The sequence below is a fragment of the Streptomyces sp. NPDC111516 genome (assembly GCF_055635345.1).
The window spans coordinates 51,881-75,225 of record NZ_JBVKBV010000028.1; the positions used below are offsets into that span (position 1 = coordinate 51,881).

The window sequence follows — 23,345 nt, forward strand, 5'->3', positions numbered from 1 at the left end:
TCAGTGGACCGACGCGGTGAGTTCGCCGGTGCCGGTCGTCGTGTCCGCCGTCCGGCGCGGCACGGAGACCCGGTGGGCCGGATCGCGCACCTCTCCGACCAGCATCTCCAGAACGTCCTCCATGGCAACCAGGCCGAGGATCCGGCCCGACGCGTCGGCGACCTGCGCCAGATGCGTCGCCGCGCGGCGCATCACGGTCAGGGCGTCGTCCAGGGGGAGCTCGGCCCGCACGGTGGCCATCGGGCGCCAGACGTGCTGGGGGACGGCCCGTTCGCCGTCCTCCAGGTCCAGGACGTCCTTGACGTGCAGATAGCCCATGAACGGACCGCCGCCCTCCGCGCACACGGGAAAGCGCGAGTAGCCGGTGCGTACGGTCAGCTCCTCGATCCGGCGCGGGGTGACGGAGGGGTCCACCGTCACCAGTGAGGCCCGGCTGAGCAGCACATCGGTGACGGGCCTGCTGCCCAGCTCCAGCGCGTCCTCCAGCCGCTCCTGGGCCTCCGGCTCCAGCAGGCCCGCCTGGCCGGAGTCCTCGACGAGCCGGTTGAGCTGCTCGCTGGTGAACACGGCCTCCACCTCGTCCTTCGGTTCGACACCGAAGAGCCGGAGCACCAGCCGGGCGCAGGCGCCCAGTGCGGAGGTGACCGGGCGGCAGAGGCGGGCGAAGCCCACGAGGCCGGGGCTGAGCCAGAGCGCGGTCTTCTCCGGCGCCGCCATCGCGAGGTTCTTCGGGACCATTTCGCCGATGACGAGATGGAGGAAGACCACGAAGACCAGCGCCAGGACGTAGCCGAGCGGATGGATGAGCCCCTCGGGCAGGTGGACCGCGTGGAAGACCGGCTCCAGCAGGTGAGCGACGGTCGGTTCGGCGACGGCACCGAGGGTCAGCGAGCAGACGGTGATGCCGAACTGGGCGGCGGCCATCATCTGCGGCAGGTTCTCCAGTCCGTACAGCACCTGGCGGGCCCGGCCCGACCCGGCCGCCGCGAGGGGTTCGACCTGGCTGCGCCGTACGGAGACGAGGGCGAACTCGGCCCCGACGAAGAAGCCGTTCGCCAGCACGAGGAGTCCGGCGAAGATCAGCTGGACCAGGCTCATCGCACGGCCTCCAGGGCGTCCTGGGTCAGCGGGGCCGGGGTCAGGGGGTCGGTCGCCTCCGCCGTGCGTACGAAGCGGACCTTCTCGGCGCGGTAGTGACCGACCTGGCGCACCGAGATCCGCCAGCCGGGCAGTTCGGCCCGGTCACCGGGGGCGGGGATGCGTCCCAGCAGATCGGCGACGAGTCCGGCCACCGTCTCGTACGGACCGTCGGGGACGTCGAGCCCTATCCGGCGCAGGGTCAGGACCCGGCAGCTGCCCTCGGCGTCCCAGGCCGGGCGGCCGTCCTCCGGAGCGGCGGGGGCCAGTTCGGGCCGGTCGGCGCCTTCGGCGTCGTGCTCGTCCCTGACCTCGCCGACAAGTTCCTCGATGATGTCCTCAAGGGTGACGACCCCGGCGGTGCCGCCGTACTCGTCGACCACGACGGCGATCGGCTGCTCGTTGCGCAGCCGCTGGAGCAGTTGTTCGACGGGCAGGGTCTCCGGCACCAGCAGCGGTGGTACGGCGATCCGGCCGGCCGGGGTGCGCAGCCGGTCCTGGGCGGGCACGGCGAGCGCGTCCTTGAGGTGGATCATGCCGACGACCTCGTCGATGCGCTCCCGGTAGACCGGGAAGCGGGAGAGGCCGGTGGCGCGGGTGAGGTTGAGCACGTCCTGCGCGGTCGCCGAGGACTGCAGGGCGCTGACCTTCACCCGTGGGGTCATGACGTGCTGAGCGGTGAGCCCGGCGAGCGACAGGGTCCGTACGAAGAGATCCGCGGTGTCCTGTTCGAGGGTGCCGGCCTCGGCCGAGTGGCGGGCCAGGGAGACCAGTTCCCCGGGGGTGCGGGCGGACGCCAGCTCATCGGTGGGTTCGACGCCCAGCAGCCGTACCAGCTGGTTGGCAACGGTGTTCAGCAGGCTGATCACCGGCCGGAGAGCGGCGGAGAAACGGTACTGGGGGCCGGCCACGAACCGGGCCACCTGGAGCGGCCGGGAGACCGCCCAGTTCTTCGGCACGAGTTCGCCGATGACCATCTGGACGGCGGAGGCCACCATCATCCCGATGACCACGCTGATGCCGGGGACTGCGCCGTCGGGCAGCCCGGTCACGGTGAGGGGGCCGTCCAGCAGCTGGGCGAGTGCCGGTTCGGCGAGCATGCCGACGACCAGGGAGGTGATGGTGATGCCCAGCTGGGTGCCGGAGAGCTGGAAGGAGAGTTCACGCAGGGCTTCGACGACGGTGCGGGCCCGCCGGTCGCCCTCGGCGGCGGCGCGCTCGGCGTCCGGCCGTTCCACCGTGACGAGCCCGAACTCGGCTGCCACGAAGAATCCGTTGGCGAGGATGAGAAGGAATGCCGCGCTCAGAAGCAGCAGGGGGATGGTCATGCCGCCGCCTCCGGGGAGGGGGCGGCGCAGGTACTACCGGACGATCCGTCCATTGCTGGAAGGAGTCACTCCTTGGGTCGCAGGAAAGCCCCGCCGGTCTCGTGGACCTCTCGTGCGGGGCGGGGCACGCACAGGGCGCCGCCGCCCTCCAGAGTAATCAAGAAGAGGCCGTACGGGGCAGGGGGCTCAGCCGTTGTCCGTACCGGTGCCGTGGTTCTCGGCGAGGGCACGGAGCGCACGGGCGTCGCGGATGGCCTGCTGCTTGGCGATTCCCGGCTGGATGCCGAGGGCGGGCATGCTGGTCCCGTCGCTCAGGTCGAGGAAGACCCAGGGGTCGCCGACGCGCAGGTTGACGCGGAGAATCTCCGCCCAGGACAGTCGGCGCGTCCGGGTGAGATTGACCACGGTCACCCCGTCCTCGTTCGCGACGATCTTCGGGCGGCTGAGCAGCGCGAGCACGCCGAAGAACAGCAGCGCGGTGAAGACGAAGCTGGACCGCTCCCCCGCGCTCAGCTGCTCCAGGGTCAGGGCGATGACGGTGATGACGACGAACATCGCCGCCCCCACGGTCAGCAGGACCACCCGGGTTCGGGTCGGCCGGAACGTGACCGGGAGGGTGGGGAGTTCGGACCGGGGCGCGGGGGCGGACATGGCGATTCTTCTGTCTTCCGGGGGGTCGCCCGGCCGTCAGAGGCGGCAGGCGTGGATGGCGGTGGTGAGGATGGCGCGGGCGCCGAGGTCGTACAGATCGTCCATGATCCGCTGGGCCTCCCGGGCGGCGACCATGGAGCGGACGGCGACCCAGCCCTCGTGGTGCAGCGGGGAGATGGTCGGCGACTCCAGACCCGGGGTGAGGGCGACCGCGCGCTCCAGGTGCTCTACGCGGCAGTCGTAGTCCATCATCACGTAGGAGCGGGCGACCAGGACGCCCTGGAGGCGGCGGAGGAACTGCTGCACCTTGGGGTCGTCGTCCGGCGCGCCGGTGCGGCGGATGACGACGGCTTCCGAGGTCATGATCGGCTCGCCGATGACTTCGAGTCCGGCGTTGCGCAGGCTGGTGCCGGTCTCCACGACGTCGGCGATGATCTGGGCGACCCCGAGCTCGATGGCGGTCTCGACCGCGCCGTCGAGGTGGACGACGGAGGCGTTGACGCCGAGGTCGGCGAGGTGCTTGGCGACGATGCCCTCGTAGGAGGTGGCGATCGTCTTGCCGTCGAAGTCCTGCGGTCCCTGGGCCGTGCCGGGCTTGGTGGCGTAGCGGAAGGTGGAGCGGGCGAAGCCGAGCTGGAGGATCTCCTCGGCGTCGGCGCCGGAGTCCAGCAGCAGGTCGCGGCCGGTGATGCCGATGTCGAGGCGGCCGGAGCTGACGTAGATCGCGATGTCGCGGGGCCGCAGGTAGAAGAACTCGACCTCGTTCTCGGGGTCGACGAGAACGAGCTCCTTTGACTCCTTGCGCTGCTGGTAGCCGGCCTCATGGAGCATCGCCATCGCAGGCCCGGAGAGTGAACCCTTGTTGGGAACGGCGATGCGCAGCATGAGGTCGGGTTTCCTTTGCGAGGAGGGAGTCTGGTGTGCGGATGTGCGTGATGCGGAGGTCGTGCTCAGAGGTGGGCGTAGACGTCGTCGAGGGAGATCCCGCGGGCGACCATCATCACCTGGACGTGGTACAGCAGCTGGGAGATCTCCTCGGCGGCGGCGTCCTTGCTCTCGTGCTCGGCGGCCATCCAGACTTCGGCGGCCTCCTCGACGACCTTCTTGCCGATGGCATGGACCCCCTTGTCCACCAGCTCGGCGGTGCGGGAGGTGGAGGGATCGCCGTCGGCGGCCTTGAGCTGCAGCTCGGCGAAGAGCTCTTCGAAGGTTTTGTTCGCCATGATGGTCCTTAGAGTACGGGGTCCGGGGCCTGGGATCAGCGCCAGGGCTCGCTGACGCTGCGCAGCGTCGCGGCGGTGGCGACGGCCGCGGTGACCGCTTCGTGTCCCTTGTCCTCGTTGGATCCTTCCAGGCCTGCTCGGTCGAGGGCCTGCTCCTCGGTGTCACAGGTCAGTACGCCGAAGCCGACCGGGACTCCGGTGTCGACGGCGACCTGGGTGAGGCCGTTGGTGACGCCGTGGGACACGTACTCGAAGTGCGGGGTGCCACCGCGGATGATCACGCCGAGGGCGACGATCGCGTCGTAGCCGCGGCCGGCGAGGACCTTGGCGACGACCGGGAGCTCGAAGCTGCCGGGCACCCGGAGCAGGGTCGGCTCGTCGATGCCCAGCTCGTGCAGGGCGCGCAGGGCGCCGTCGACGAGTCCGTCCATGATCTTCTCGTGCCACTGTGCGGCGACGACCGCCACGCGCAGGTCACCGCAGTTGCGTACGGACAGTTCGGGTGCGCCCTTGCCGCTCATGTCTCTCCTACCGCTCGTTTCCGTGATCGTTCACTGGTTGCCGCAGGTCGACGCCGTGGCGGCATCGAGCCAGGGCAGGTCGTGCCCCATGCGGTCGCGCTTGGTGCGCAGGTAGCGCAGATTGTGTTCGCCGGCCTGGACGGGCATCGGCTCGCGGCCGGTGACGGCCAGACCGTGCCGCAGGACCGCGGCCGTCTTGTCGGGGTTGTTGGTCATCAGCCGCAGGCTCCGGACGCCGAGGTCCTTGAGGATCTGGGCCCCGGCCGCGTAGTCCCGGGCGTCGGCGGGCAGGCCGAGTTCCAGGTTGGCGTCGAGGGTGTCGCTGCCGCGTTCCTGGAGTTCGTAGGCGCGCAGCTTCGACAGCAGGCCGATGCCCCGGCCCTCGTGGCCGCGCAGATAGACGACGACGCCGCGGCCCTCCTCGGTGATCCGGCGCATGGAGGCATGGAGCTGGGGCCCGCAGTCGCAGCGCTGCGACTGGAAGATGTCGCCGGTCAGGCACTCGGAGTGGAGCCGGACCAGGACGTCGTCGCCGTTCCCGATGTCGCCGTGGACGAGCGCGACATGCTCGACGCCGTCGGCCGTGGAGCGGTAGCCGTACGCGGTGAACGCGCCGAAGCCCGTCGGCAGCCGTACCTCTGCCTCGCGGCGGACGGTCGGCTCCGAGGAGCGACGGTAGGCGATCAGATCCTCGATGGAGATGATCGTGAGGCCGTGCTTGCGGGCGAACGGGACGAGCTGCGGCAGCCGCAGCATCACACCGTCCTCGCCGGCGATCTCGACGATCGCTCCGGCGGGCCGCAGTCCGGCGAGCCGGGCAAGGTCGACGGCGGCCTCGGTGTGGCCGTTGCGGACCAGCACACCGCCGGAGCGGGCGCGGAGCGGGAAGATGTGGCCGGGCCGTACGAAGTCGCCCGGGCCCGCCTCGCCGCCCGCCAGCAGACGGAGTGTGGCCGCCCGGTCGGCGGCGGAGATGCCGGTGGTCACGCCGTGCGCCGCCGAGGCGTCGACGGAGACGGTGAACGCCGTACGCATCGACTCGGTGTTGTGGGTGACCATCTGCGGCAGTTCGAGCCGTTCCAGCTCGTCGTGCTCCATGGGCGCGCAGATCAGGCCGCGGCACTCGCTCATCATGAACGCGACGATCTCGGGGGTGGCCTTCTCGGCCGCGACGACGAGGTCGCCCTCGTTCTCCCGGTCCTCGTCGTCGACGACCACGACGGGCCGTCCGGCGGCGATGTCGCGGATCGCCTGCTCGACGGGGTCGAGCGTGAGGTCCTCGAAGACGCTCTCGTGTTCCCGGTGCAACCAGGTGGGCTGGGCAGTCATGCCGTGGCTCCTTCCAGAGCGGGTGTCCGCGAACGCAGCCACCAGTCGCGCATGCCCCACAGGACGAGGGCGCCGTACACGACGTAGATGAGACCGGAGAAGGCGAGGCCGCTGTGGAAGTTCAGCGGTACGCCGACCAGGTCGACCAGCAGCCAGGCGAACCAGAACTCGACCATGCCGCGGGCCTGGGCGAGCATCGCGACGAGCGTGCCCGCGAATATGTACGCGTCCGCCCACGGGCTCCAGGAGAGCGAGGGGAACGCGGTGAACAGGCCGCCGACCGCGAGGGTGCCGAGTGCGGCGCCGCCGAGCAGGTAGCCGCGCTCGCGCCAGGTGGCGAACCGTACGGCGATGGAGCCGTCCTGGGCCTGCTGCCTGCCCCGGGTCCACTGCTGCCAGCCCCAGACGGCCACGGCGATGACGACGAGCTGCTTGCCGACGCTGCCCGCCTGATGCACGGAGACGTTGGCCGCGACCAGGACGACGCCGGACAGGAGCTGCGCGGGCCAGGTCCAGATCGAACGGAGCCAGCCCAGGGTCAGCGCGATCAGACCGACGGTGTTGCCGATCATGTCGGACCAGATGATGTGCTGCCCGAGGACGGTGAACGCCTCCGAGTTCAGCCAGTTCAGCGCCGTCACTTCGCCGGCTCCTCGGGTTCCCGCGCGGCGCCGCCGAGCAGCCGCTCGACGTACTTCGCGATGACGTCCACCTCCAGGTTGACCGGGTCGCCCGGCTCCTTGATGCCGAGCGTGGTCAGGGCGAGGGTGGTGGGGATGAGGCTGATGGTGAAGTAGTCGGGTCCGGCGTCGACGACGGTCAGGCTGACGCCGTCGACGGTGATCGACCCCTTCTCCACCACGTAGCGGGTGAGGTCCGCCGGGAGGGAGATCTTCACGATCTCCCAGTTCTCGGAGATCTTGCGCTCGACGATGCGGCCGGTGCCGTCGACATGGCCCTGGACGATGTGGCCGCCGAGCCTGCCGCCGAGCGCCATGGGCCGTTCCAGGTTGACCCGGGAGCCGGTTTCCAGGGCGCCGAGGCTGGACCGGTTCAAGGTCTCGGCCATCACGTCGGCGGTGAACTCGCCCTCGCCCAGGTCGACAACGGTGAGGCAGACGCCGTTGACGGCGATGGAGTCGCCGTGCTTCGCGCCTTCGGTGACCAAGGGACCGCGCAGGCGGAAGCGGGAGGCGTCGCCGAGCTTCTCGACGGCGGTGACTTCACCCAGTTCTTCGACAATTCCGGTGAACACTCAGATTCCCTTCCGGGCAGGGCCGGTTACGGCGGTGATGCGCAGATCGGGGCCGATACGGACGGTCTCGGTGACATCGAGGCGCAACGCCTCTGCGATGGTGGAGATTCCGGCGTCGGCGAGGGCCGCGGGGCCGGCGCCGAGGAGCACGGGGGCGAGGTAGCCGACGACCTTGTCGACCGTTCCCGCGGCGACGAAGGCCCCGGCCAGGGTCGGGCCGCCTTCGAGGAGTACGGAGCGGATGCCCCGCCCGTACAGGGCGGTGAGCAGGGCGGGGATGTCCAGACCGGGGCCGGTGGCGGCGCGCGGCAGCCGCAGGACGGCCCCTTCGGGGAGGTGGCGGCCGTCGGCGTCGTCGGCGACGGCGATCAGGGTGGGCGCGGTGTCGTCGAGGACGCGGGCGCCGGGGCGTACGGCGGTGGCGCCCGTGTCCACGACCACCCGCAGGGGCTGTACGGCGCCGTCGATGCCCCGTACACCGAGCTGCGGGTCGTCGGTACGGGCGGTGCCGGAGCCGACCACGACGGCGTCGGCCTCGGCGCGCAGCCGGTGGACGTCGGCGCGGGACTCGGGCGAGGTGATCCAGCGGCTGGTGGCGTCGGCGGCCGCGATCCGGCCGTCGAGGGTCGCCGCGTACTTCCACAGGACGTACGGACGGCCCAGGCGCACCGCGGTCAGCCAGGCCGCGTTGCCCGTCTCGGCCTCGTCCGCGAGGAGCCCCTGCTCGGCCTTGATCCCGGCCCCGCGCAGGGTGTCCGCACCTCCGGTGGCCTGCGGGTTCGGATCGCCGACCGCGTAGACGACCCGGGCGACACCGGCCTCGATGAGGGCCTGGGCGCAGGGGCCGGTGCGGCCGGTGTGGTTACAGGGTTCGAGGGTGACGTAGGCGGTGCCGCCGCGGGCGCGGTCGCCCGCGGCACGCAGGGCGTGGATCTCGGCGTGCGGCCCGCCGGCGCGCCGGTGGAAGCCTTCGCCGGCCTGTTGGCCCGCGGCGTCGAGGATGACGCAGCCGACGACCGGGTTGGGGCTGGTGGAGCCGAGACCGCGGGAAGCGAGCGCGATCGCTCGGCGCATGGCGGTGATGTCGGCTGCGGTGGCCACCGGGTCCTCCTGCCTCTTCGGGCACGGACTCCGGGGCCTGTCGACGACGACAGATGAAGCGGGAACGCAACAGGGGGACGCCAAATGCCGGAACAAACGGATGGATCGGTTGCCCGAAGCCCATCCGCCGACGGCGGCGTACCCGTGGAACGGCCCGCCGCGCACTGCCTCCCATCCGGACTTTAACCGTCGGTCCAGGAATCCCACCTGGTCAACCGGCCGCTGGATGCGGACGGGTCGCGGACTATAACCGCCGGTTCGGAATTTCACCGACCCCGGAGTGCGCTGCTGCTGGTACCCGATCAGTGTGCCATGCCCGCCGATGGGCCATATGAGTAAGCGCCTATGGAGTGGCTCACAAGAGGCTCCGGGCCGGGGCCGCAATGGGACAGCCACCCCTTGAATCGGGAACTCGCGGGCGACCACGACTGGAACGCCGCCAAGGGACAGTACGAACCGGGCTGCACGTCGGTGGCTTGCCGGCCCTCCCCCGACCGCCGGGCGGTCTCCGGTTCGCCCCCGGTCGCCGCCGGGCTCAGCCGGCCGGAGTGAACAGCTCGTCCTGAGCGGCCTCCCGGGCCGCGAGCAGCGCGCCGCGGAGCACCGCGGCGCCGCCCAGCCGCCCGGCCCTGACCTCGGTGCGCAACGGGGACATCGTGGCGAGCCGCTCCTCGACCCGGGCCGCGAGCGCGTCGCCGCCCGCGTGGCCGACCTCGCCCGCGAGCAGCACACAGCCCGGGTCGAGGACCGAGGCGATGGCGGCGGCACCGAGTGCGAGGCGTTCGGCGAAGGCGTCCAGGAACGTCTCGCTCTCCCCCTCCCCCGCCAGGGCGGCCCGTACGGCGAACGCGGCACCCGGCTCCTTGTCCCCGTCGGCCGCGTCCGGGGGCACCACGATGCCGTGGGCGGCGGCGAGTTGACAGACCGGGGCGGAGCCCACCAATGAGTGGAACCCGCCGTCGCAGTTGACGGCCGAGGGGATGCCGGTCGTGCCGGGCACCGGCAGGAAGCCGATCTCACCCGCACCACCGGAGGCCCCGCGCCGGAGCTTCCCGTCCAGCATGACAGCCGCGCCGACGCCGTTGCCGAGCCAGAACAGGACGAAGGTGTCACGGTCACGGGCCGCGCCGCCGCGGTGTTCGGCGACGGCCGCGAGATTGGTCTCGTTCTCCACCAGCACGGTGGCGGGCAGCCGCTGCTGGAGCACCCGGACCAGCCGACGGTGCCAGGCGGGCAGCCCGGTGGTGTCGCGCAGTTCGCCGGTGACCGGGTCGATCAGACCGGGCGCGCCGACGCCGACGCTGTGCAGCGGGGCGGCGCCCGCCTCGCGCGCGGTGCGCTCCAGCAGCGCGGCGGCCTGTTCGGCGGCGGACTCGGTGTCGCTGTCGCTGCCGATGGGCAGGGTGGCGTCGGCGAGCGTGGCGCCGAGGAGATCGGCGACGACCACGGCGACGCTGCCGGTACGTACGTCGAGCGCGGCGAGGTGCGCGCGGTCGGCGGCGATCCCGTACAGGCGGGCGTTGGGGCCGCGGCGCTCGGCGCCCGCCTCACCGACCACCCTGATCAGACCGGCCCCCTGGAGCCGTTCGACGAGGTCGGCGACGGTGGGCCGGGAGAGACCCGTCAGGGCCTTCAGCTGCGTGGCCGTCAGCGGGCCGTCCTCCTGGAGCAGCCGCAGGGCGAGCCGGTCGTTGATGGCCCGGGCTGTGCTCGGTGATGCGGGCATGCCGGGATCCTTCCAGATCAACTGCCGCACGGGATGAAGGGACGGGCTGAGCACAAACGCACTATTTATCAGGCAAGGTTCCTGATAGTTTACGCCCACCGTGAGACGGGCGCCGCGGGCGTCGGCGACAGAAGATTCCCAGGGGGAGGGCACGGCGGTATGACAACGGGTTCCACGGAGGCGGTCTTCGGCATGGAGCAGGTGAGGCGGGCCAGGGTCGCCGTCGCAGCGGTCTTCACCGTGCACGGCGCGGTGACCGGCAGCTTCGCCACCCGGGTGCCCTGGATCCAGGACCACACCGGGGTCAGTGCCGGACAGCTCGGTCTGGCCCTCGCCTTCCCCGCGATCGGAGCCTCGCTGGCGATGCCGCTGGCCGGCGCGATCAGCCATCGCTTCGGCGCCAGGACCGCGCTGCGCGGGCTGCTGGCCCTCTGGACGCTGGCGCTGATTCTGCCCGCGCTGGCACCCGACCTGCTGACGCTGTGCGCGGCGCTCTTCGTGTACGGGGCATCGGCCGGCATGTCGGACGTGGCAATGAACGCGCTCGGTGTGGAGGTGGAGAACCGCCTCGACAAGTCGATCATGTCCGGGCTGCACGGGATGTGGAGCGTGGGCGCCCTGATCGGTTCGGCCGCGGGCACGGTGGCCGCGCATCTGGGCGCCGACGCCCGGCTGCACCACTCCATCGCCGCGCTCGTCCTCACCGCGCTGGGCCTGATCGCCTGCCGGGGCGTACTGGATCTGCGCAGCGAGCCGGACGAGGAGCCGCCGCCGCGCTTCACGCTGCCGCCGAAGTCGGCGCTGATCATCGGCGCGGTGGGCTTCTGCGCAGTGTTCGCGGAGGGAGCCAGCCTGGACTGGTCGGCGGTCTATCTGCGGGACATCATGGACACCTCCGCCGGGCTCGCCGCGGCGTCCACGACGGCGTTCGCGCTCACCATGGCGGTCGCCCGGATCGTCGGCGACAAGGTCGTCGACCGCTTCGGCGCGGTCCGGACGGTCCGGGTGGGCGGCGTCCTCGCGACGGTCGGCGGGCTGCTCGTGGTCGCGTCACCGGACGCGGTACCGGCGATGTGCGGCTTCGGGCTGCTCGGCCTCGGTGTCGCCGTGGTCGTCCCGCTCGCCTTCGCGGCAGCCGGGCGCAGCGGCCCGAACCCGAGTCAGGCGATCGCGGGCGTCGCCACCATCACGTACACCTCCGGGCTCATCGCGCCGTCCGCGATCGGCTCGCTGGCCGAGGCGACGTCGCTGGTCGTCTCGTTCGGCCTGGTGACGGTGCTGGCGTTCGGTTTGGTGCTGGGGGCCGGGGTGCTGCGGGCGGGCGACCGCAGGGCCGTGTCGTCCTCGGACACCGGTGCTCCGAGCGCGGCGGCGGCCGAGCCGCGCCTCTGAGTCGTGGGCTGTGCGGGGTGGGGGCTCCCGTCCCGCACAGCGGCAGTGCTCCCCCCGGCGGCGGCCCGGCCACGGGCGCGCCGCGATCCGGCATTACCATTGCGCTGATCATTTCTGCGGTGAGCACCATGCCGGGCGAGGCACTGGACTCCGCACCTACACACAGGGAGCGACCATGGGCCTCGGCGTGCGCTGGACCTTGCACGGCGACGGGAAGACCCCCGCACCGGGGGCCGTGGTCCGGCCGGACGAACGGCTCTCCTGGCCCCGTACGTTCGGACTCGGCGCCCAGCACGTGGTCGCGATGTTCGGTGCGTCGTTCGTCGCCCCGGTGCTCATGGGCCTGGACCCGAACCTCGCGATCATGATGTCGGGTGTCGCGACGGCCATCTTCCTGCTGGCCACGCGCGGCCAGGTGCCCAGCTACCTCGGCTGTTCCCTCTCCTTCGTCGGGGTCGCCGCGACGATCCGGGCGAGCGGCGGCTCCAGCGCCGTGGTCACCGGCGCGGTCTTCGCCGTCGGTGTGGTGCTCTTCCTCGCCGGTCTCGCAGTGCAGCGGTTCGGCGCCCGGATCATCCACGCGGCGATGCCGCCGGTGGTCACCGGCGCCGTCGTCATGCTGATCGGCTTCAACCTGGCTCCGGTGACCGCGTCGACGTACTGGCCGCAGGACCAGTGGACGGCGCTGCTGGTGATGCTTTTCACCGGACTGGCCGTGGTGTGCCTGCGCGGATTCTTCTCGCGTATCGCGATCTTCCTGGGGCTGGTCTTCGGATACGCGCTCTCCTGGGTCCTCGACCGGGTCTTCGGCAAGATCCACTCCCCGGTGGGCGGCGCCCAGGCCGTCGACCACTGGCGGCTCGATCTGTCGGGTGTCGCCAAGGCCGACTGGATCGGGCTCCCGTCCTTCCACGCGCCGAGCTTCGAGTGGTCGGCGATCCTGGTCGCCCTGCCCGTGGTCATCGCGCTGATCGCCGAGAACGCCGGGCATGTGAAGGCCGTCGGCGAGATGACCGGCGCCTCGCTGGACGACAAGCTGGGCACCGCGATCGCCGCGGACGGCGCCGCGTCGATGCTGTCGACCGCGGTGGGCGGCCCGCCGAACACCACGTACTCCGAGAACATCGGCGTCATGGCCGCGACCCGCGTCTACTCCACCGCCGCGTACTGGGCCGCCGCCTGCTTCGCCCTGCTCTTCGGCCTCTGCCCCAAGTTCGGTGCGGTCGTCGCCGCCATCCCCGGTGGTGTGCTCGGCGGCATCACCGTCATCCTGTACGGCATGATCGGCCTTCTCGGCGCCCAGATCTGGCTGCACGCCAAGGTCGATCTGCGTAACCCGCTGAATCTGGTTCCGGCTGCGGCGGGCATCATCATCGGCGTCGGCGGGGTCAGCCTGAAGATCACCGACAACTTCGAGCTGAGCGGCATCGCTCTGGGCACCATCGTGGTGATCACCGGCTACCACGTACTGCGAGCCTTCGCCCCGGCGCACCTGAAGACCCAGGAGCCCCTGCTGGACTCGGGGACGTCGGCGTACGGCGGACAGGAACCGGACGAAAGGCCCTAGGTGTACTTGGTCATGACGTTGGTGACAGTCGGCTGATCGGGGGCTGGCCGCCGAGCGCGGTGTGTCGGCGTCCAGTGTTGTAGAAGGTCAGCCACGGCGGCCCGCCCATCACGCTGACCGATACCACCGCCCGAGAACTGCGCGATGCCGCCGTATCCCTCATCCGGATCCTGGACCTGCACGACGAGGACCAAGCGGCCGACGCCATCAACACCCTGCTCAGCCGGTACCCCGCCCAGCCCCGCCTGGCCCGCCTGCCCGGACGCCCCTGGTCACTCCACGCCCAGGCACCCCACGACCTGGAACCCGCCCACTGGCTCCTGTCCACAGCCGCCCTCGCCCTCGCGCTCTGGCTCAGCGAACGCGGATACTGCGCCTGGGGCCAATGCGCGGCACCCGGATGCCACCACTACTTCATCGACACCGGCCGCCGCTCACCACAGCGCTACTGCACCCCCCGATGCGGCACCCGCGTACGCGTCGCCGCGCACCGCGCCCAACGCAACCAGTGAGACCGACCGGGTGGGCGATCTCCTCGTGACCCTGAAGGAGCGGATCCGCGAGGATCTGATGCCGGGGCCCCGATCTGCTGGGGTATCGCGCCGTGCGCATTTCAGGACTGTTGGGAGCAACCAGAACGGCTACTACATCCCCTTTCCGTACGCCACTGTCACGCAGCGCATGGAATATCTCGAAGACGGAGCGGTTCAGTTGACCCCCGAGATCACCTGACCACGCCAGTGAAGAGCCGGAAGATCCGAATCCAATGAGCACACCGAGAGAATATCCGGGACATAACTGTCTCGCTCCACCATTGGCCCTGTAGGGTCATCCCCTTTCCTCTCCGTGCAAGCCCCAGCGACTCTCGATCCGCTGACCCGGGTGAATTCCGATCCTGCCATTTGGAAGACACGCAGGAAAGACGTTCGACCTACTGAACCGGCAGGTCGAAAGAGCCGCCCGCACGGTATAGCCGTCTGGGTACCCGGCCGCTCCTGGCGGCCCCGGCCCGGGCGTCGGCGGGCAGCCGGGCCGCCAGGAGCGGCCGCCACCCGCCGGTGCGCGCGGCACCGCAGACGGGGCGTGGCCAGGGAGGCGGCCGGCGGCGGCCGCCCCCTGCCCCGTTTCAGGTGCCGGGCACGGAGTTCGCGCGAGGTCAACCAACAGGATCAGGAATTGAGAGGGGGCTTGGCAACATGCCCTCGACACCGTGCTGAACCAGCGGCCTGTACACGCGCTCAAGAATTGACAGAGACCTGGGCAACATGCCCTCGACACCGTGCTGAACCAGCGGCCTGCATACGCGCTCAAGAATTGACAGAGTCCTGGGCGGCATGCCCTCGACACCGCAGGAAAATCGCCAACTGCGCGCGAACGTTCAGGAATTGACACCCGCCTGATGGTTGCCTACGGTCCGCTCGTCAGGTTTTCCCGATCGCATCCGAAGGTATTCATGACTACATCTGCGTTGCCGAAGTTAAGGCAGCAGTTGATTCTTGCCGTTCTCATGGTGTGTTCACTGCTGATCTGGCTGGACAACACCGTCCTGAGTACCACCCTGGAGACCCTCGCGGACCCGGTCCGTGGACTGAACGCCAGCCCGTCCGAGCTGCAATGGGCCACCGGCTCGTACACGCTGGCCTTCGCCACTCTGATGTTCACCGCCGGCGCGCTGGGCGATCGCTTCGGTCACCGGGCTGTGCTCGCGACGGGACTGGTGGTCTTCGCCGGGTCCTCGGTGTGGGCGGCGTACGCGGGCGACGCGGGCCAGTTGATCGCCGCCCGGGCCGCGATGGGCGTAGGCAGCGCGCTGATCATGCCTGCCAACCTGGCCATCCTCATGTGGACGTTCACCGGCCCCGCGCGGTCGACCGCGATCGCCATCTCCTCGACCTCCGCCGGTGTCGGGATGGCCGTGGGCCCGGTGCTGGCCGGGGTGCTTCTCGAACACTTCTGGTGGGGCTCGGTCTTCCTGGTCAATGTCCCGGTCGTGGTGCTGGCGCTGATCGGCATCGCCCTGCTGGTCCCGAATTTCCGCAGCCCCGTGGTGCGGCCGCTGGACCCGGCCGGGATGCTGCTGTCGATCAGCGGCCTCGCGACGCTCGCCTACGGGCTGATCCGCGCGGGGCAGGTGGCGGCCTGGAGCCGTACGGATGTCTGGGCGCCGATCGCCGTCGGACTGGCCCTGCTGGCGGTGTTCGTACTCGTCGAACTGCGCATCAAGGCGCCCAGCTTCGATCCCCGGCTGCTCGCGCAACGTGCGTTCGGTGGCGGCAACGTGGCGCTCGGACTGCTCCTCTTCGCCGTGTCCGCCGTCACCTTCTACAACGCGTTCTACCTGCAGGGCGCACGCGGCTATTCGCCGATCGAGGCGGGCCTGGCCAGCCTCCCGACCGCACTCGGTGCGATCCTGGGGGCGCCCGTCGGCGCGCGCCTGGTCCACCGCTGGTCGCTGCGGCTCGTCACCGTGCCGGCCTTCACCGTGGCGGCGCTGACCATGGGCGCGTACGGGCTCTTCGGGCTGCGGACCCCCCTCGTCCGGATCGAGATCCTGCTGTTGGTCCAGGGCCTCTCCATCGGCATGGTGCTCGGCCCGGTGACCGCGGCACTGATCAGCACGCTGCCGTTGGAACGGGCCGGTGCCGGGTCGGCCGTCACCAACACCGTGCGCCAGACCGGCAGCGTGATCGGGATCGCCGTCGGCGGCACGATCATGTCGATCGTGTACCGGCGCGCGATCGAACCCTCGCTGGGCGGTGTGCCAGGACCGGTGCAGGACCAGGCGCGGGTCTCCGCCGAACAGGCCCGGCATGTCGCCGACGCGAGCAACCGGCCCGCACTCGTCCACGCCGCCGATGACGCGTTCGTCCACGCCATGCACGTCGGCGCGGTCTGGATCACTCTCGTCGCGCTCTTCGGAGCAGCCGTGCTGCTGATCGCCCTGCGCCCGGTCCGAAAGCCCACGGCGTCCGGTCGCGAGCCGGACCACGAGCGAGAAGGCAGCCCGTCCGCAGACGGAACGGTCCCCCGAGCCGGGGCCGAAGTCCGCCCCGCCCGCGAGGGCGACGACGTGGGCAGCCACTGACGCCATGGGAACCATGCAAAAACTCCCTGAGGTGCTGCCGGACAGCCAGGCCACGTACCTGCCCGACCGTCACATGTTCGCCCTGTGGACATGGTCCGGCGGCGCCGTGGGGGCGGCCCCGCCGGTCGGTGGCATCGAGACCATTGCCCTGGTCGTCCCGACGCCGGACCTCGGCAAGCTCAAGGTGTCCGATGTCGACTGCGCACTGATCGAGCCGGACCGGCTCGTCGGTGCGCCCCTCGACTCGCCCGGCCGGTCGGTGGACGCCTGGCGGTCGTGGATCGCGGGCGGCGAATCGGTCCTGCCGGTCGCGGCGCATGCCGTTCCCGATGCCACGGGTGTCGCCGTGACCACGGCGGAGCACGCCGCCGCCGTCTTCCGTCACACCACCGCGGTGGGGACCGAACTACGCACGGCGCTCACCGCCAAGCTGCGGCCGTACCAGGTGCGCGGCGTGAGCTGGCTGCGCGAGACCATCGCCGCACACGGGGGCGCGGTGCTTGCCGACGAAATGGGACTCGGCAAGACGCTGCAGGCCATCGGCTGTGTCGCAGGACGCGCCGAGGAGGGGCCGCAACTGGTCGTGTGTCCCACGTCGTTGGTCGGGAACTGGGCACACGAGATCGCGCGGTTCGCACCTGACCTGCGGACCACGATCTGGCGCGGCGGGCCGCTGAAAGCGGTGGAGAGCGGCACGGTGGTGCTCACCGGCTACCCCACGCTGCGCACGCACAGCCCGGCCGTGGCGGGGCACCACTGGAGCTCCGCGGTCTTCGACGAAGCACAGGTCCTGAAAAATCCCCGTACGCAGGTGTCGAAGGCCGCGCGCTCCATTGCGGCCGACGCGCGGATCGCCTTGACCGGAACGCCCGTCGAGAATCATCTCGACGAGCTCTGGGCCCTGCTCAATCTGGTCGCACCGCACCTGTTCCGGCACCGGACGCAGTTCCGTCGTCGCTTCGTCCGGCCGATCGCGACCGGCTCCCCGGCCGCCTCCGCCCGGTTGCGCGGGGCCATCGAGCCGGTCGTGCTGATGCGGAAGAAGTCCCAGGTGGCGGGGTCACTCCCGCCGAAGATCCACGCCGACCTCATCTGCGACCTCACCGAGGAGCAGGAGCAGTTGTACGACCGGTTGCTGGAGCAGGTCATCGACGACGGCTTCGGCAGTGGCGCCCAGCGTCAGACCAAGGTGCTTGCGGTCCTGACCGCGCTCAAGCAGGTCTGCAACCACCCGGGCCTGATCACGGACGGCCTCACTGAGCTGTCGGGGAGATCGGGAAAGCTCGACCTCTGCACCGACATCGTGGCCAACAACCTGGAAAGCGGCTCTCCGACCCTCATCTTCACCCAGTACCGGCAGACCGGTGAGCTGCTGGTACGGCACTTCGACGAACAGTTCGGTGTGAGCACGCCGTTCTTCCATGGCGGTCTGAACCAGGAGCAACGGGCCGACATCGTCCGCCGGTTCCAGGCCGACGACGGCCCGAACGTGCTCGTGCTCAGCCTGAAGGCCGGGGGCACCGGGCTCACTCTCACCCGCGCGGCCGACGTCATCCACTTCGACCGATGGTGGAACCCAGCCGTGGAAGCACAGGCGTCCGACCGGGTCCACCGGATCGGCCAGACCCGCACCGTCACCGTCACCACTCTGACCACGGGGACCACCATCGAGGAGCACATCGCGGCCATGCACTCCCGTAAATCCGCACTGTCGGACATCGCTGACATGTCCAGCGTCGCCGAGTTGACCCGCCTGGACGACGACCGCCTCATCGAGGTCCTGCGCCGGAAGCGAGAAAGCTGACCCATGGCCGACAACGACTTCGGTTACACAAAGTGGGGCAAGGACTGGGTCCGGTTTGCCGAGTCGTTGCGCCAGACCCGCCCCGATCCACAGCTGCCGAGCGCGCGCCGTATGGCGCGCGACGGGAAAGTGCGGATCACGATCGACGGCCGGACCGTGCGCGCCGTCGTACACCGCGGCCGCAGCACCGCGGTGGTCACGATCGAGGTCGCGCCGATGTCCCAGGGGGCGACAGCCGAGATCTCCCGTCAGCTGAGTGGCATCCAGCCCGTCCTCACGGACGACCTGTATCGCGCTATCGCCGACGTGGGCCACCCGCCCGCACCGGTCCTCGTCCGCGTCGACTGCACCTGCCCGGCTGGCACCCCACGGTGCATCCATGAGCTGGCCGTCTACTACGACATGGCGCGACGCATCGATGACGACCCCCGCATCGCGCTCGATGTGCAGGGCTTCTTCCACGCTTCGGCGGACAGCACCGAGGTGTCCACCACGGCGGCACCGCAGCGCTGGATCGCGCTCAACGCCTTTGATCCGGCGACCTACTTCATGGTGTCCGAGTGACACGGACGGCCTGAGGGTGCGTGTCTCCACGCCCCCTCAGACCATCGTGCGAGAGCAGCGGCGCCCCCTCCCGACGAGCGACGGGGTCCTGGAGCCCGTCTCCCCGTAGGTATCGCCGAGGTGGGTGATCAAGGTGTTCTTCCCGTAGCCGGACGACGGGGCCACGTACTGGGGTTCGTTGTCCTTGCCGTTCGGGTCCTTGGCCGGGTTGCCCTGGTAGGCGCCGGACGCGGAGTAGCCGATGCGGCCGTTACCCTTCGTCAGGTCGGTCGTGTACTCGGTCGCGTAGGACCGCCCGTCGCCGACCGGGAGACCGCCTCTCCGCACGGATCACGACCTGGCCGATGTCACGCAGGATCTGCTCTGGAACCAGGAGGACAAGCTCACGGAGATCACGTCCGACGACGTCACCACCAAGTAGGTCTACGACACCGAGGGCAACCGCATCCTGGAGAGCACCCCGTCAGGCAGCGTGCTGTATCTCGGTCCGAGGGCCGGGCGCGGCCGGGGCGGCGGATCAGACGGGTGCGACCGGAGAGGATTCGCCCGAGGCCGGCGTGGAAACCGCGATCATGTGAGCCGACGCAGCGCCGGAATGCCGCAGCTTCTTCGTCTGCTGGTGGTACAGGTCGTACGCGGGCTCATGCCCGACTGAAATCTTTTCTTGAATTTCAGAGCATGATGAGCAGACGCGTCTTCGGCTTCAGCTTTCTGTTCACCGAACGACTCTGCACGTACACCTCCAACTTGGGATTGTTCCCCGCCTTTACGGAGACGGTCCCCTGGATGCCCGTACCGAACAGAAGGCTGCGCGCCGCGTCGCCCGTATAGGCGCGATCGGTGTCCTTCTCGACCACGATGACTTCCTTGTTCAGCTGAACCTGAGCCCGGGTGCCCAGTTGGTAGTAACACGAACCGCGTTCGTACGTCACGCCCGGATGCGAATCGACGAAGGGTCGAATCTCGATCTCCTTGTCGACCTTCAGGAGTCGGTACTTGTCGGCCGGAATCGGTTCGAGGCTCGCCCGCACCTCGTCAACCGATATGTCCTGGCCGACGGCGAACAGGTTCTTCGTGCCGCGCACCCCCTGCTCGCGGCCCCGGAGGAAGCTGGTGGCGGCAGCGCGCACGGTGCCGATCGCCTCCTCGACACCCTCCTTGGAATCCGCATCCCAGATGGCGATGTTTCCGGCCGGGAAACCGTAATTCTGGGCGGTGCGCTTCGCCAGGGAGTTCGGAACGAGGATCGCGGACGTCCAGTGGCCCGGAAGCCCGCCCATCTTCGCCGCGATCTTGTCGAGCCAGGGGCCGAGGATGGCCATGTCGCCGTCGTGCCGCCTGTCGCCGCCGGAGGCGTTCTCCTCGCCGTCCGTCACCACGATCTGGAGGAAACTGTGCTCGCCGTATTCCTCCCAGATATGGCCCAGGTCGTCCAGGGATTTCAGAGAAGCCTCGATGAGGGCCGTAGCGCCATTGTTGACCTTGTACAGACCCCGCATGGACGGCAGATGCTTCACGTCCATGTCCCAGACCAGGTTCTCCACCTTGTGGTCGAAGGAGTAGAGGCTGATCCGGGTCTCATGGCCGAGGCTGTCCGACTCGGCCTTCAGACCCGCCACGAACTCGTCCACGACGCGTATGAGCTGACTCTGGTGCTGCCACATGGAACCCGAACAATCCACTACCAGCGCGACGTGATTCACCTTGTGCTGGATCTTGTTGGCGGACACGTTTCTGCTCCTTCTCCGAGGCTCCCCGAGTGATGCTTGAACTCTATGGGGAGGCACTGACAAAGGCGTTTGACGCACGATCACCTGCCTGCGCCTCGCGACGTGCTCGGCACCAGGAGACTCCTGCCGACGGGTCGGATCAGCGTGGTGCCGCCCGTCAACACCTACAACCCAAGGCAGAGCGTGGCCTCGCCGCACGGATCGTCGAAGGTCCGCAAGGTTCTTCCCTCGTCCGCGTGCCACGCCGGACTCGGCGACCCCGCACTCTCCGCGTGACCGGAACGACCTCGGTCATCGCCTGATGGACGCGGGGGCGAATCCGTTGGGGCGCTGTCTGCTCACCTCCTGCCGCTGACGGCGCCCCGCCCCCGGCTCCTCCTAGAAACAGTCGCCGTACCAGTGCACCGCGCCCGGCGCCGTGACCGTGGCCCGGACGGATTCGACGGTGGCGTGCAGCGGGCGCGCCATGCCGGCATGCTCCTCCACCGACCGGGGGTCCGCCAGCAGCGACGGCAGTGCCGCCCGGACCCCGGGACCGTCCGGAATCCGGACTCGGGCCCGCCTCAGCCCCGCGTCCCGGCCCCGTTCACCGACGGCGGCGAACAGATCGCGCAGACTCCCGGGTGCGCCCGCGAATTCGCGCACCTCCACGTACTCCCCCGCGTGCTGGGCCACGATCCAGCCGACGAGCGCCCCCGATCCGGGGTCCTGGGCCACGAGCGACCGGTCGAGCGACCCGTACCAGGCGGGCACGCGCACCGCCCAGTCCTCCGGAGCCCGCAACGAGCTGAGCGGCCTGTTCACGTTGTACGCATGGTGCAGGGCGGCCACCTCCACGGCGTCCTGCGAGGTGGCCTCGCGGACCCGGAACGCCCCCGGGGCAGCGCCGGCCACGAGCGTCCCCTCGGTGTACGTACTGCTGAATTCCTGCCATCCCGAGCTCCGGTAGACGCCGGGCGTCCCGGTGAACAACAGTGACCAGGCGCACTGTTCGGCCGTCATGGTGCGCTCCGCCTCCGCGAGGAGCCGCCGCACCAGCCCCTGGCCCCGGGCCTCGGGGCGGGTGGCGACGCTGCCGATGCCGCCGATCCGCTGCGGGGTGCCGTGCGCGTCGCGGATCAGCCGGGGTACGTAGACGACGACCGCGTCGATCCCGCCCCCCGGAACGTTCTGCGCGACGAACGTGTGCCGGTGGCGGTCCGGGTCGAGGGCGTGCAGCGCGGCGATGTGCGGGGCGTCGAAGCACCGTTGCCACAGGGCGGCCAGGGCCGGATCGTCGGCCGCCGTCGCGGTCCTGATGACGGCGGTCACAGGATCAGGTTCCCGTCCGTGCGCACCGAGTCGCTGTTCGCCGGCATGGCGCTGCGCTTCGTGCCGTCCTCCACGCACGCGGTGTGCAGAACCGAGTCCAGGGCGTCCGGGGCGAGGTGGAGCGTGCCGCCGGTGAAGCGGCTGCCGGTGGCCGCGTAGTGGTTCGTGCCGTCGGTGATGCGCACATGGGCGGTGTCCGGTGCGGAGGCGGCGCTGCTGAGCGCGGTGATGTCCCAGGTCACCTTTCCCGGGCCGACCGCCCGGCCGAGCAGCGCCTTGGTCTTGTTGCTGCCGGTGAGGCGGGTGCCGCCGGTGACGGTGAGCCGCTGGTCGCGCACGGCGCTGAGCTCGATGCCGGTGTTGTCGTAACGGCCGCCGTCGATCCGCAGGTCCGCCGAGCCGACCGAGAGCGGGGCGGCGTTCTCGGCGCCGGTGACGGTGCAGTCGGTGAAGTGGACGGGTCCCGCACCGCGCAGGATCGCGCCGTCGACGCCCTTGAAGGTGCAGCGTATGAAGTGGACGGGAGCGGTGACCGGGGTCTGGACGAGGACGGCGCCCGCGGGTGGCTCGAAGGAGCAGTCGCTGATGGTGGTGGGCCGGGTGGAGCGGGCGGAGCGCTGGGCGACCGCGAAGGTCTTGGCGGTACAGCCGCGGACCTGGGCTCCGTCGGCGTTCACGGTGAGGGTGCCGGCCTGGTCGAAGGTGGGGCGCGCGATCACTGTGATGTCTTCGAGCGTCAGATCGGTGATCTTGGTGTTGGCGGTGAACCAGGAGCAGACGTGTCGGCGTACGGTGATGCGCTTCGCGGAAATACCCCACTGCGAACCGGAGTTGGCGATGTCCATCAGCCCGGAGTTGCCGTCGAAGAGCAGGTCGTGCTCGTACTGCCCGTGGGTCGTGAAGGGGTTGCCGCCCGCGTCGTCGCCGTCGCCGTGGCAGTTCACCACCGTGCAGTAGGCGGAGGCGGTGAGGTCGTTGAGATGACGCACATTGCTGGTCGTGCAGTCCGCGACCCGTCCGTACAGGCAGTAGATCTGCTGGGTGAGATAGCCCGCGCCGCCGTACTCGACGGTGGGCGGGTTCTTCAGCGAACAGTCCTCGGTACGGAAGCGGGTGCACCAACGGCGCATGATGACCGGCCAGAAGGAGCCGGTGGCGTGGATTCCGGAGACGTCGCAGCCGACGGCGTACTCGAAGCTGACGGGGTGGGAGCCGGTGTACTCGTCGGGGCCGGCACCTTCGAAGACCAGGTTGCGGATGTGGGTGTTGCGGACCGGTTCGACACGGCTCCAGGTGAGGGTGCGGCCCGCGGCGAGTTCCCAGCCGTTGAGGTAGCCGACCCGGATGTGGCCCGCGTCGATGATCTCGGTGATCTCGACCAGCTTCTGCAGCTCGCGTTCGTCACCGCCGCCGCCCTCGACCGGGTCGACCTGTACGGCCCACCACTGGCCGACCTCGAACGCCTTGGCGTCGGGGACCGGGAAGGTGTCGGTGAGTTCGATGACCTTGCCGGAGAGTGCGTGCTTGACGGTGGTGTCGGTGGGGGTGCCGCGGAAGGAGAGGACGGCGCCGAAGGGGTTGTCGTGGGTGTTCTTCTCGATGCCTTCGGTGCGCATGCGGT

General features: G+C 70.1%; 22 protein-coding genes and 1 riboswitch. Of the genes, 7 read left to right on the forward strand and 15 right to left on the reverse strand.

What is annotated here, in order from left to right:
* From ACZ7L9_RS33525 to ACZ7L9_RS33575, 11 genes are all read right to left on the reverse strand, one after another.
* Entirely contained in the window at positions 1–1,098 is a 1,098-nt protein-coding gene (locus tag ACZ7L9_RS33525) for a hemolysin family protein (RefSeq protein WP_471421248.1), read from the reverse strand.
* Positions 1,095–2,465 carry a hemolysin family protein gene (locus ACZ7L9_RS33530; protein ID WP_471421250.1) on the reverse strand — a complete coding sequence of 457 codons (1,371 nt, stop codon included), beginning with the start codon at positions 2,463–2,465 and terminating at the stop codon, positions 1,095–1,097. The genes ACZ7L9_RS33525 and ACZ7L9_RS33530 overlap by 4 nt, the downstream gene beginning before the upstream one ends.
* Positions 2,466–2,651: 186 nt before the next feature.
* A complete protein-coding gene (locus tag ACZ7L9_RS33535; RefSeq protein WP_471421252.1) occupies positions 2,652–3,116 on the reverse strand; it encodes a PH domain-containing protein in 465 nt (154 codons plus the stop codon).
* A gap of 36 nt (positions 3,117–3,152) precedes the next feature.
* Positions 3,153–4,001: an ATP phosphoribosyltransferase gene (hisG, locus tag ACZ7L9_RS33540; protein ID WP_389998505.1), complete on the reverse strand. Its 849-nt coding sequence runs from the start codon at positions 3,999–4,001 to the stop codon at positions 3,153–3,155.
* Between the two features lie 65 nt (positions 4,002–4,066).
* Positions 4,067–4,339: a phosphoribosyl-ATP diphosphatase gene (locus ACZ7L9_RS33545; protein WP_073739434.1), complete on the reverse strand. Its 273-nt coding sequence runs from the start codon at positions 4,337–4,339 to the stop codon at positions 4,067–4,069.
* A gap of 35 nt (positions 4,340–4,374) precedes the next feature.
* Positions 4,375–4,860: a 6,7-dimethyl-8-ribityllumazine synthase gene (gene ribH, locus ACZ7L9_RS33550; protein ID WP_471421254.1), complete on the reverse strand. Its 486-nt coding sequence runs from the start codon at positions 4,858–4,860 to the stop codon at positions 4,375–4,377.
* Between the two features lie 30 nt (positions 4,861–4,890).
* A complete protein-coding gene (locus ACZ7L9_RS33555) occupies positions 4,891–6,189 on the reverse strand; it encodes a bifunctional 3,4-dihydroxy-2-butanone-4-phosphate synthase/GTP cyclohydrolase II (protein ID WP_471421256.1) in 1,299 nt (432 codons plus the stop codon).
* Positions 6,186–6,830: a nicotinamide mononucleotide transporter family protein gene (locus tag ACZ7L9_RS33560; protein WP_471421258.1), complete on the reverse strand. Its 645-nt coding sequence runs from the start codon at positions 6,828–6,830 to the stop codon at positions 6,186–6,188. Before ACZ7L9_RS33560 ends, ACZ7L9_RS33555 begins: the two co-directional genes overlap by 4 nt.
* Complete coding sequence (locus ACZ7L9_RS33565) at positions 6,827–7,444, reverse strand: riboflavin synthase (RefSeq protein ID WP_471421259.1); 618 nt, start codon at positions 7,442–7,444, stop codon at positions 6,827–6,829. The genes ACZ7L9_RS33560 and ACZ7L9_RS33565 overlap by 4 nt, the downstream gene beginning before the upstream one ends.
* Positions 7,445–8,545 (reverse strand): bifunctional diaminohydroxyphosphoribosylaminopyrimidine deaminase/5-amino-6-(5-phosphoribosylamino)uracil reductase RibD, encoded by a 1,101-nt coding sequence (gene ribD, locus ACZ7L9_RS33570; protein WP_471421260.1) that lies wholly within the window; start codon positions 8,543–8,545, stop codon positions 7,445–7,447.
* A 157-nt stretch (positions 8,546–8,702) separates the two neighbouring features.
* Positions 8,703–8,833, reverse strand: a riboswitch (FMN riboswitch).
* A gap of 247 nt (positions 8,834–9,080) precedes the next feature.
* Positions 9,081–10,271 carry an ROK family protein gene (locus ACZ7L9_RS33575; protein WP_471421261.1) on the reverse strand — a complete coding sequence of 397 codons (1,191 nt, stop codon included), beginning with the start codon at positions 10,269–10,271 and terminating at the stop codon, positions 9,081–9,083.
* Between the two features lie 159 nt (positions 10,272–10,430).
* Between ACZ7L9_RS33575 and ACZ7L9_RS33580 the strand changes: the two genes are divergently transcribed.
* The 7 genes from ACZ7L9_RS33580 to ACZ7L9_RS33610 all read left to right on the forward strand — a co-directional run bounded on the left by ACZ7L9_RS33580 (position 10,431) and on the right by ACZ7L9_RS33610 (position 18,683).
* Entirely contained in the window at positions 10,431–11,663 is a 1,233-nt protein-coding gene (locus tag ACZ7L9_RS33580; RefSeq protein ID WP_471421263.1) for an MFS transporter, read from the forward strand.
* 175 nt (positions 11,664–11,838) lie between these two features.
* Complete coding sequence (locus ACZ7L9_RS33585; protein WP_471421265.1) at positions 11,839–13,230, forward strand: uracil-xanthine permease family protein; 1,392 nt, start codon at positions 11,839–11,841, stop codon at positions 13,228–13,230.
* A gap of 113 nt (positions 13,231–13,343) precedes the next feature.
* Entirely contained in the window at positions 13,344–13,742 is a 399-nt protein-coding gene (locus tag ACZ7L9_RS33590; RefSeq protein ID WP_471421282.1) for a CGNR zinc finger domain-containing protein, read from the forward strand.
* Between the two features lie 25 nt (positions 13,743–13,767).
* Positions 13,768–13,962 carry a hypothetical protein gene (locus ACZ7L9_RS33595; RefSeq protein ID WP_471421267.1) on the forward strand — a complete coding sequence of 65 codons (195 nt, stop codon included), beginning with the start codon at positions 13,768–13,770 and terminating at the stop codon, positions 13,960–13,962.
* Between the two features lie 775 nt (positions 13,963–14,737).
* The gene (locus ACZ7L9_RS33600) at positions 14,738–16,315 is read left to right on the forward strand and encodes an MFS transporter (protein ID WP_471421269.1); all 1,578 of its coding nucleotides are present in this window, start codon (positions 14,738–14,740) and stop codon (positions 16,313–16,315) included.
* 13 nt (positions 16,316–16,328) lie between these two features.
* Positions 16,329–18,119 carry a DEAD/DEAH box helicase gene (locus ACZ7L9_RS33605; RefSeq protein WP_471421270.1) on the forward strand — a complete coding sequence of 597 codons (1,791 nt, stop codon included), beginning with the start codon at positions 16,329–16,331 and terminating at the stop codon, positions 18,117–18,119.
* A 3-nt stretch (positions 18,120–18,122) separates the two neighbouring features.
* Positions 18,123–18,683, forward strand: a complete 561-nt coding sequence (locus ACZ7L9_RS33610) for a hypothetical protein (RefSeq protein ID WP_471421272.1) — start codon at positions 18,123–18,125, stop codon at positions 18,681–18,683.
* 36 nt (positions 18,684–18,719) lie between these two features.
* Here the strand turns inward: ACZ7L9_RS33610 and ACZ7L9_RS33615 are convergent, their stop codons facing one another.
* From ACZ7L9_RS33615 to ACZ7L9_RS33630, 4 genes are all read right to left on the reverse strand, one after another.
* Entirely contained in the window at positions 18,720–19,010 is a 291-nt protein-coding gene (locus ACZ7L9_RS33615) for a hypothetical protein (RefSeq protein WP_471421274.1), read from the reverse strand.
* Positions 19,011–19,354: 344 nt separating this feature from the next.
* Positions 19,355–20,413, reverse strand: coding sequence for a vWA domain-containing protein (locus ACZ7L9_RS33620; RefSeq protein WP_471421276.1), 1,059 nt, complete (start codon positions 20,411–20,413; stop codon positions 19,355–19,357).
* A 378-nt stretch (positions 20,414–20,791) separates the two neighbouring features.
* Entirely contained in the window at positions 20,792–21,724 is a 933-nt protein-coding gene (locus ACZ7L9_RS33625) for a GNAT family N-acetyltransferase (protein ID WP_471421277.1), read from the reverse strand.
* Positions 21,721–23,345: peptidase C14 (locus ACZ7L9_RS33630; RefSeq protein ID WP_471421279.1), on the reverse strand; the 1,625-nt coding region annotated here is incomplete at its 5' end. The genes ACZ7L9_RS33630 and ACZ7L9_RS33625, both read right to left, overlap by 4 nt.

Excerpts from the sequence above, each read along its gene's own strand:
- ACZ7L9_RS33525 (WP_471421248.1), bottom strand. The coding sequence starts at position 1,098 with ATGAGCCTGGTCCAGCTGATCTTCGCCGGACTCCTCGTGCTGGCGAAC.
- ACZ7L9_RS33530 (WP_471421250.1), bottom strand. The coding sequence starts at position 2,465 with ATGACCATCCCCCTGCTGCTTCTGAGCGCGGCATTCCTTCTCATCCTC.
- ACZ7L9_RS33535 (WP_471421252.1), bottom strand. The coding sequence starts at position 3,116 with ATGTCCGCCCCCGCGCCCCGGTCCGAACTCCCCACCCTCCCGGTCACG.
- hisG (WP_389998505.1), bottom strand. The coding sequence starts at position 4,001 with ATGCTGCGCATCGCCGTTCCCAACAAGGGTTCACTCTCCGGGCCTGCG.
- ACZ7L9_RS33545 (WP_073739434.1), bottom strand. The coding sequence starts at position 4,339 with ATGGCGAACAAAACCTTCGAAGAGCTCTTCGCCGAGCTGCAGCTCAAG.
- ribH (WP_471421254.1), bottom strand. The coding sequence starts at position 4,860 with ATGAGCGGCAAGGGCGCACCCGAACTGTCCGTACGCAACTGCGGTGAC.
- ACZ7L9_RS33555 (WP_471421256.1), bottom strand. The coding sequence starts at position 6,189 with ATGACTGCCCAGCCCACCTGGTTGCACCGGGAACACGAGAGCGTCTTC.
- ACZ7L9_RS33575 (WP_471421261.1), bottom strand. The coding sequence starts at position 10,271 with ATGCCCGCATCACCGAGCACAGCCCGGGCCATCAACGACCGGCTCGCC.
- ACZ7L9_RS33580 (WP_471421263.1), top strand. The coding sequence starts at position 10,431 with ATGACAACGGGTTCCACGGAGGCGGTCTTCGGCATGGAGCAGGTGAGG.
- ACZ7L9_RS33585 (WP_471421265.1), top strand. The coding sequence starts at position 11,839 with ATGGGCCTCGGCGTGCGCTGGACCTTGCACGGCGACGGGAAGACCCCC.
- ACZ7L9_RS33600 (WP_471421269.1), top strand. The coding sequence starts at position 14,738 with ATGGTGTGTTCACTGCTGATCTGGCTGGACAACACCGTCCTGAGTACC.
- ACZ7L9_RS33605 (WP_471421270.1), top strand. The coding sequence starts at position 16,329 with ATGCAAAAACTCCCTGAGGTGCTGCCGGACAGCCAGGCCACGTACCTG.
- ACZ7L9_RS33610 (WP_471421272.1), top strand. The coding sequence starts at position 18,123 with ATGGCCGACAACGACTTCGGTTACACAAAGTGGGGCAAGGACTGGGTC.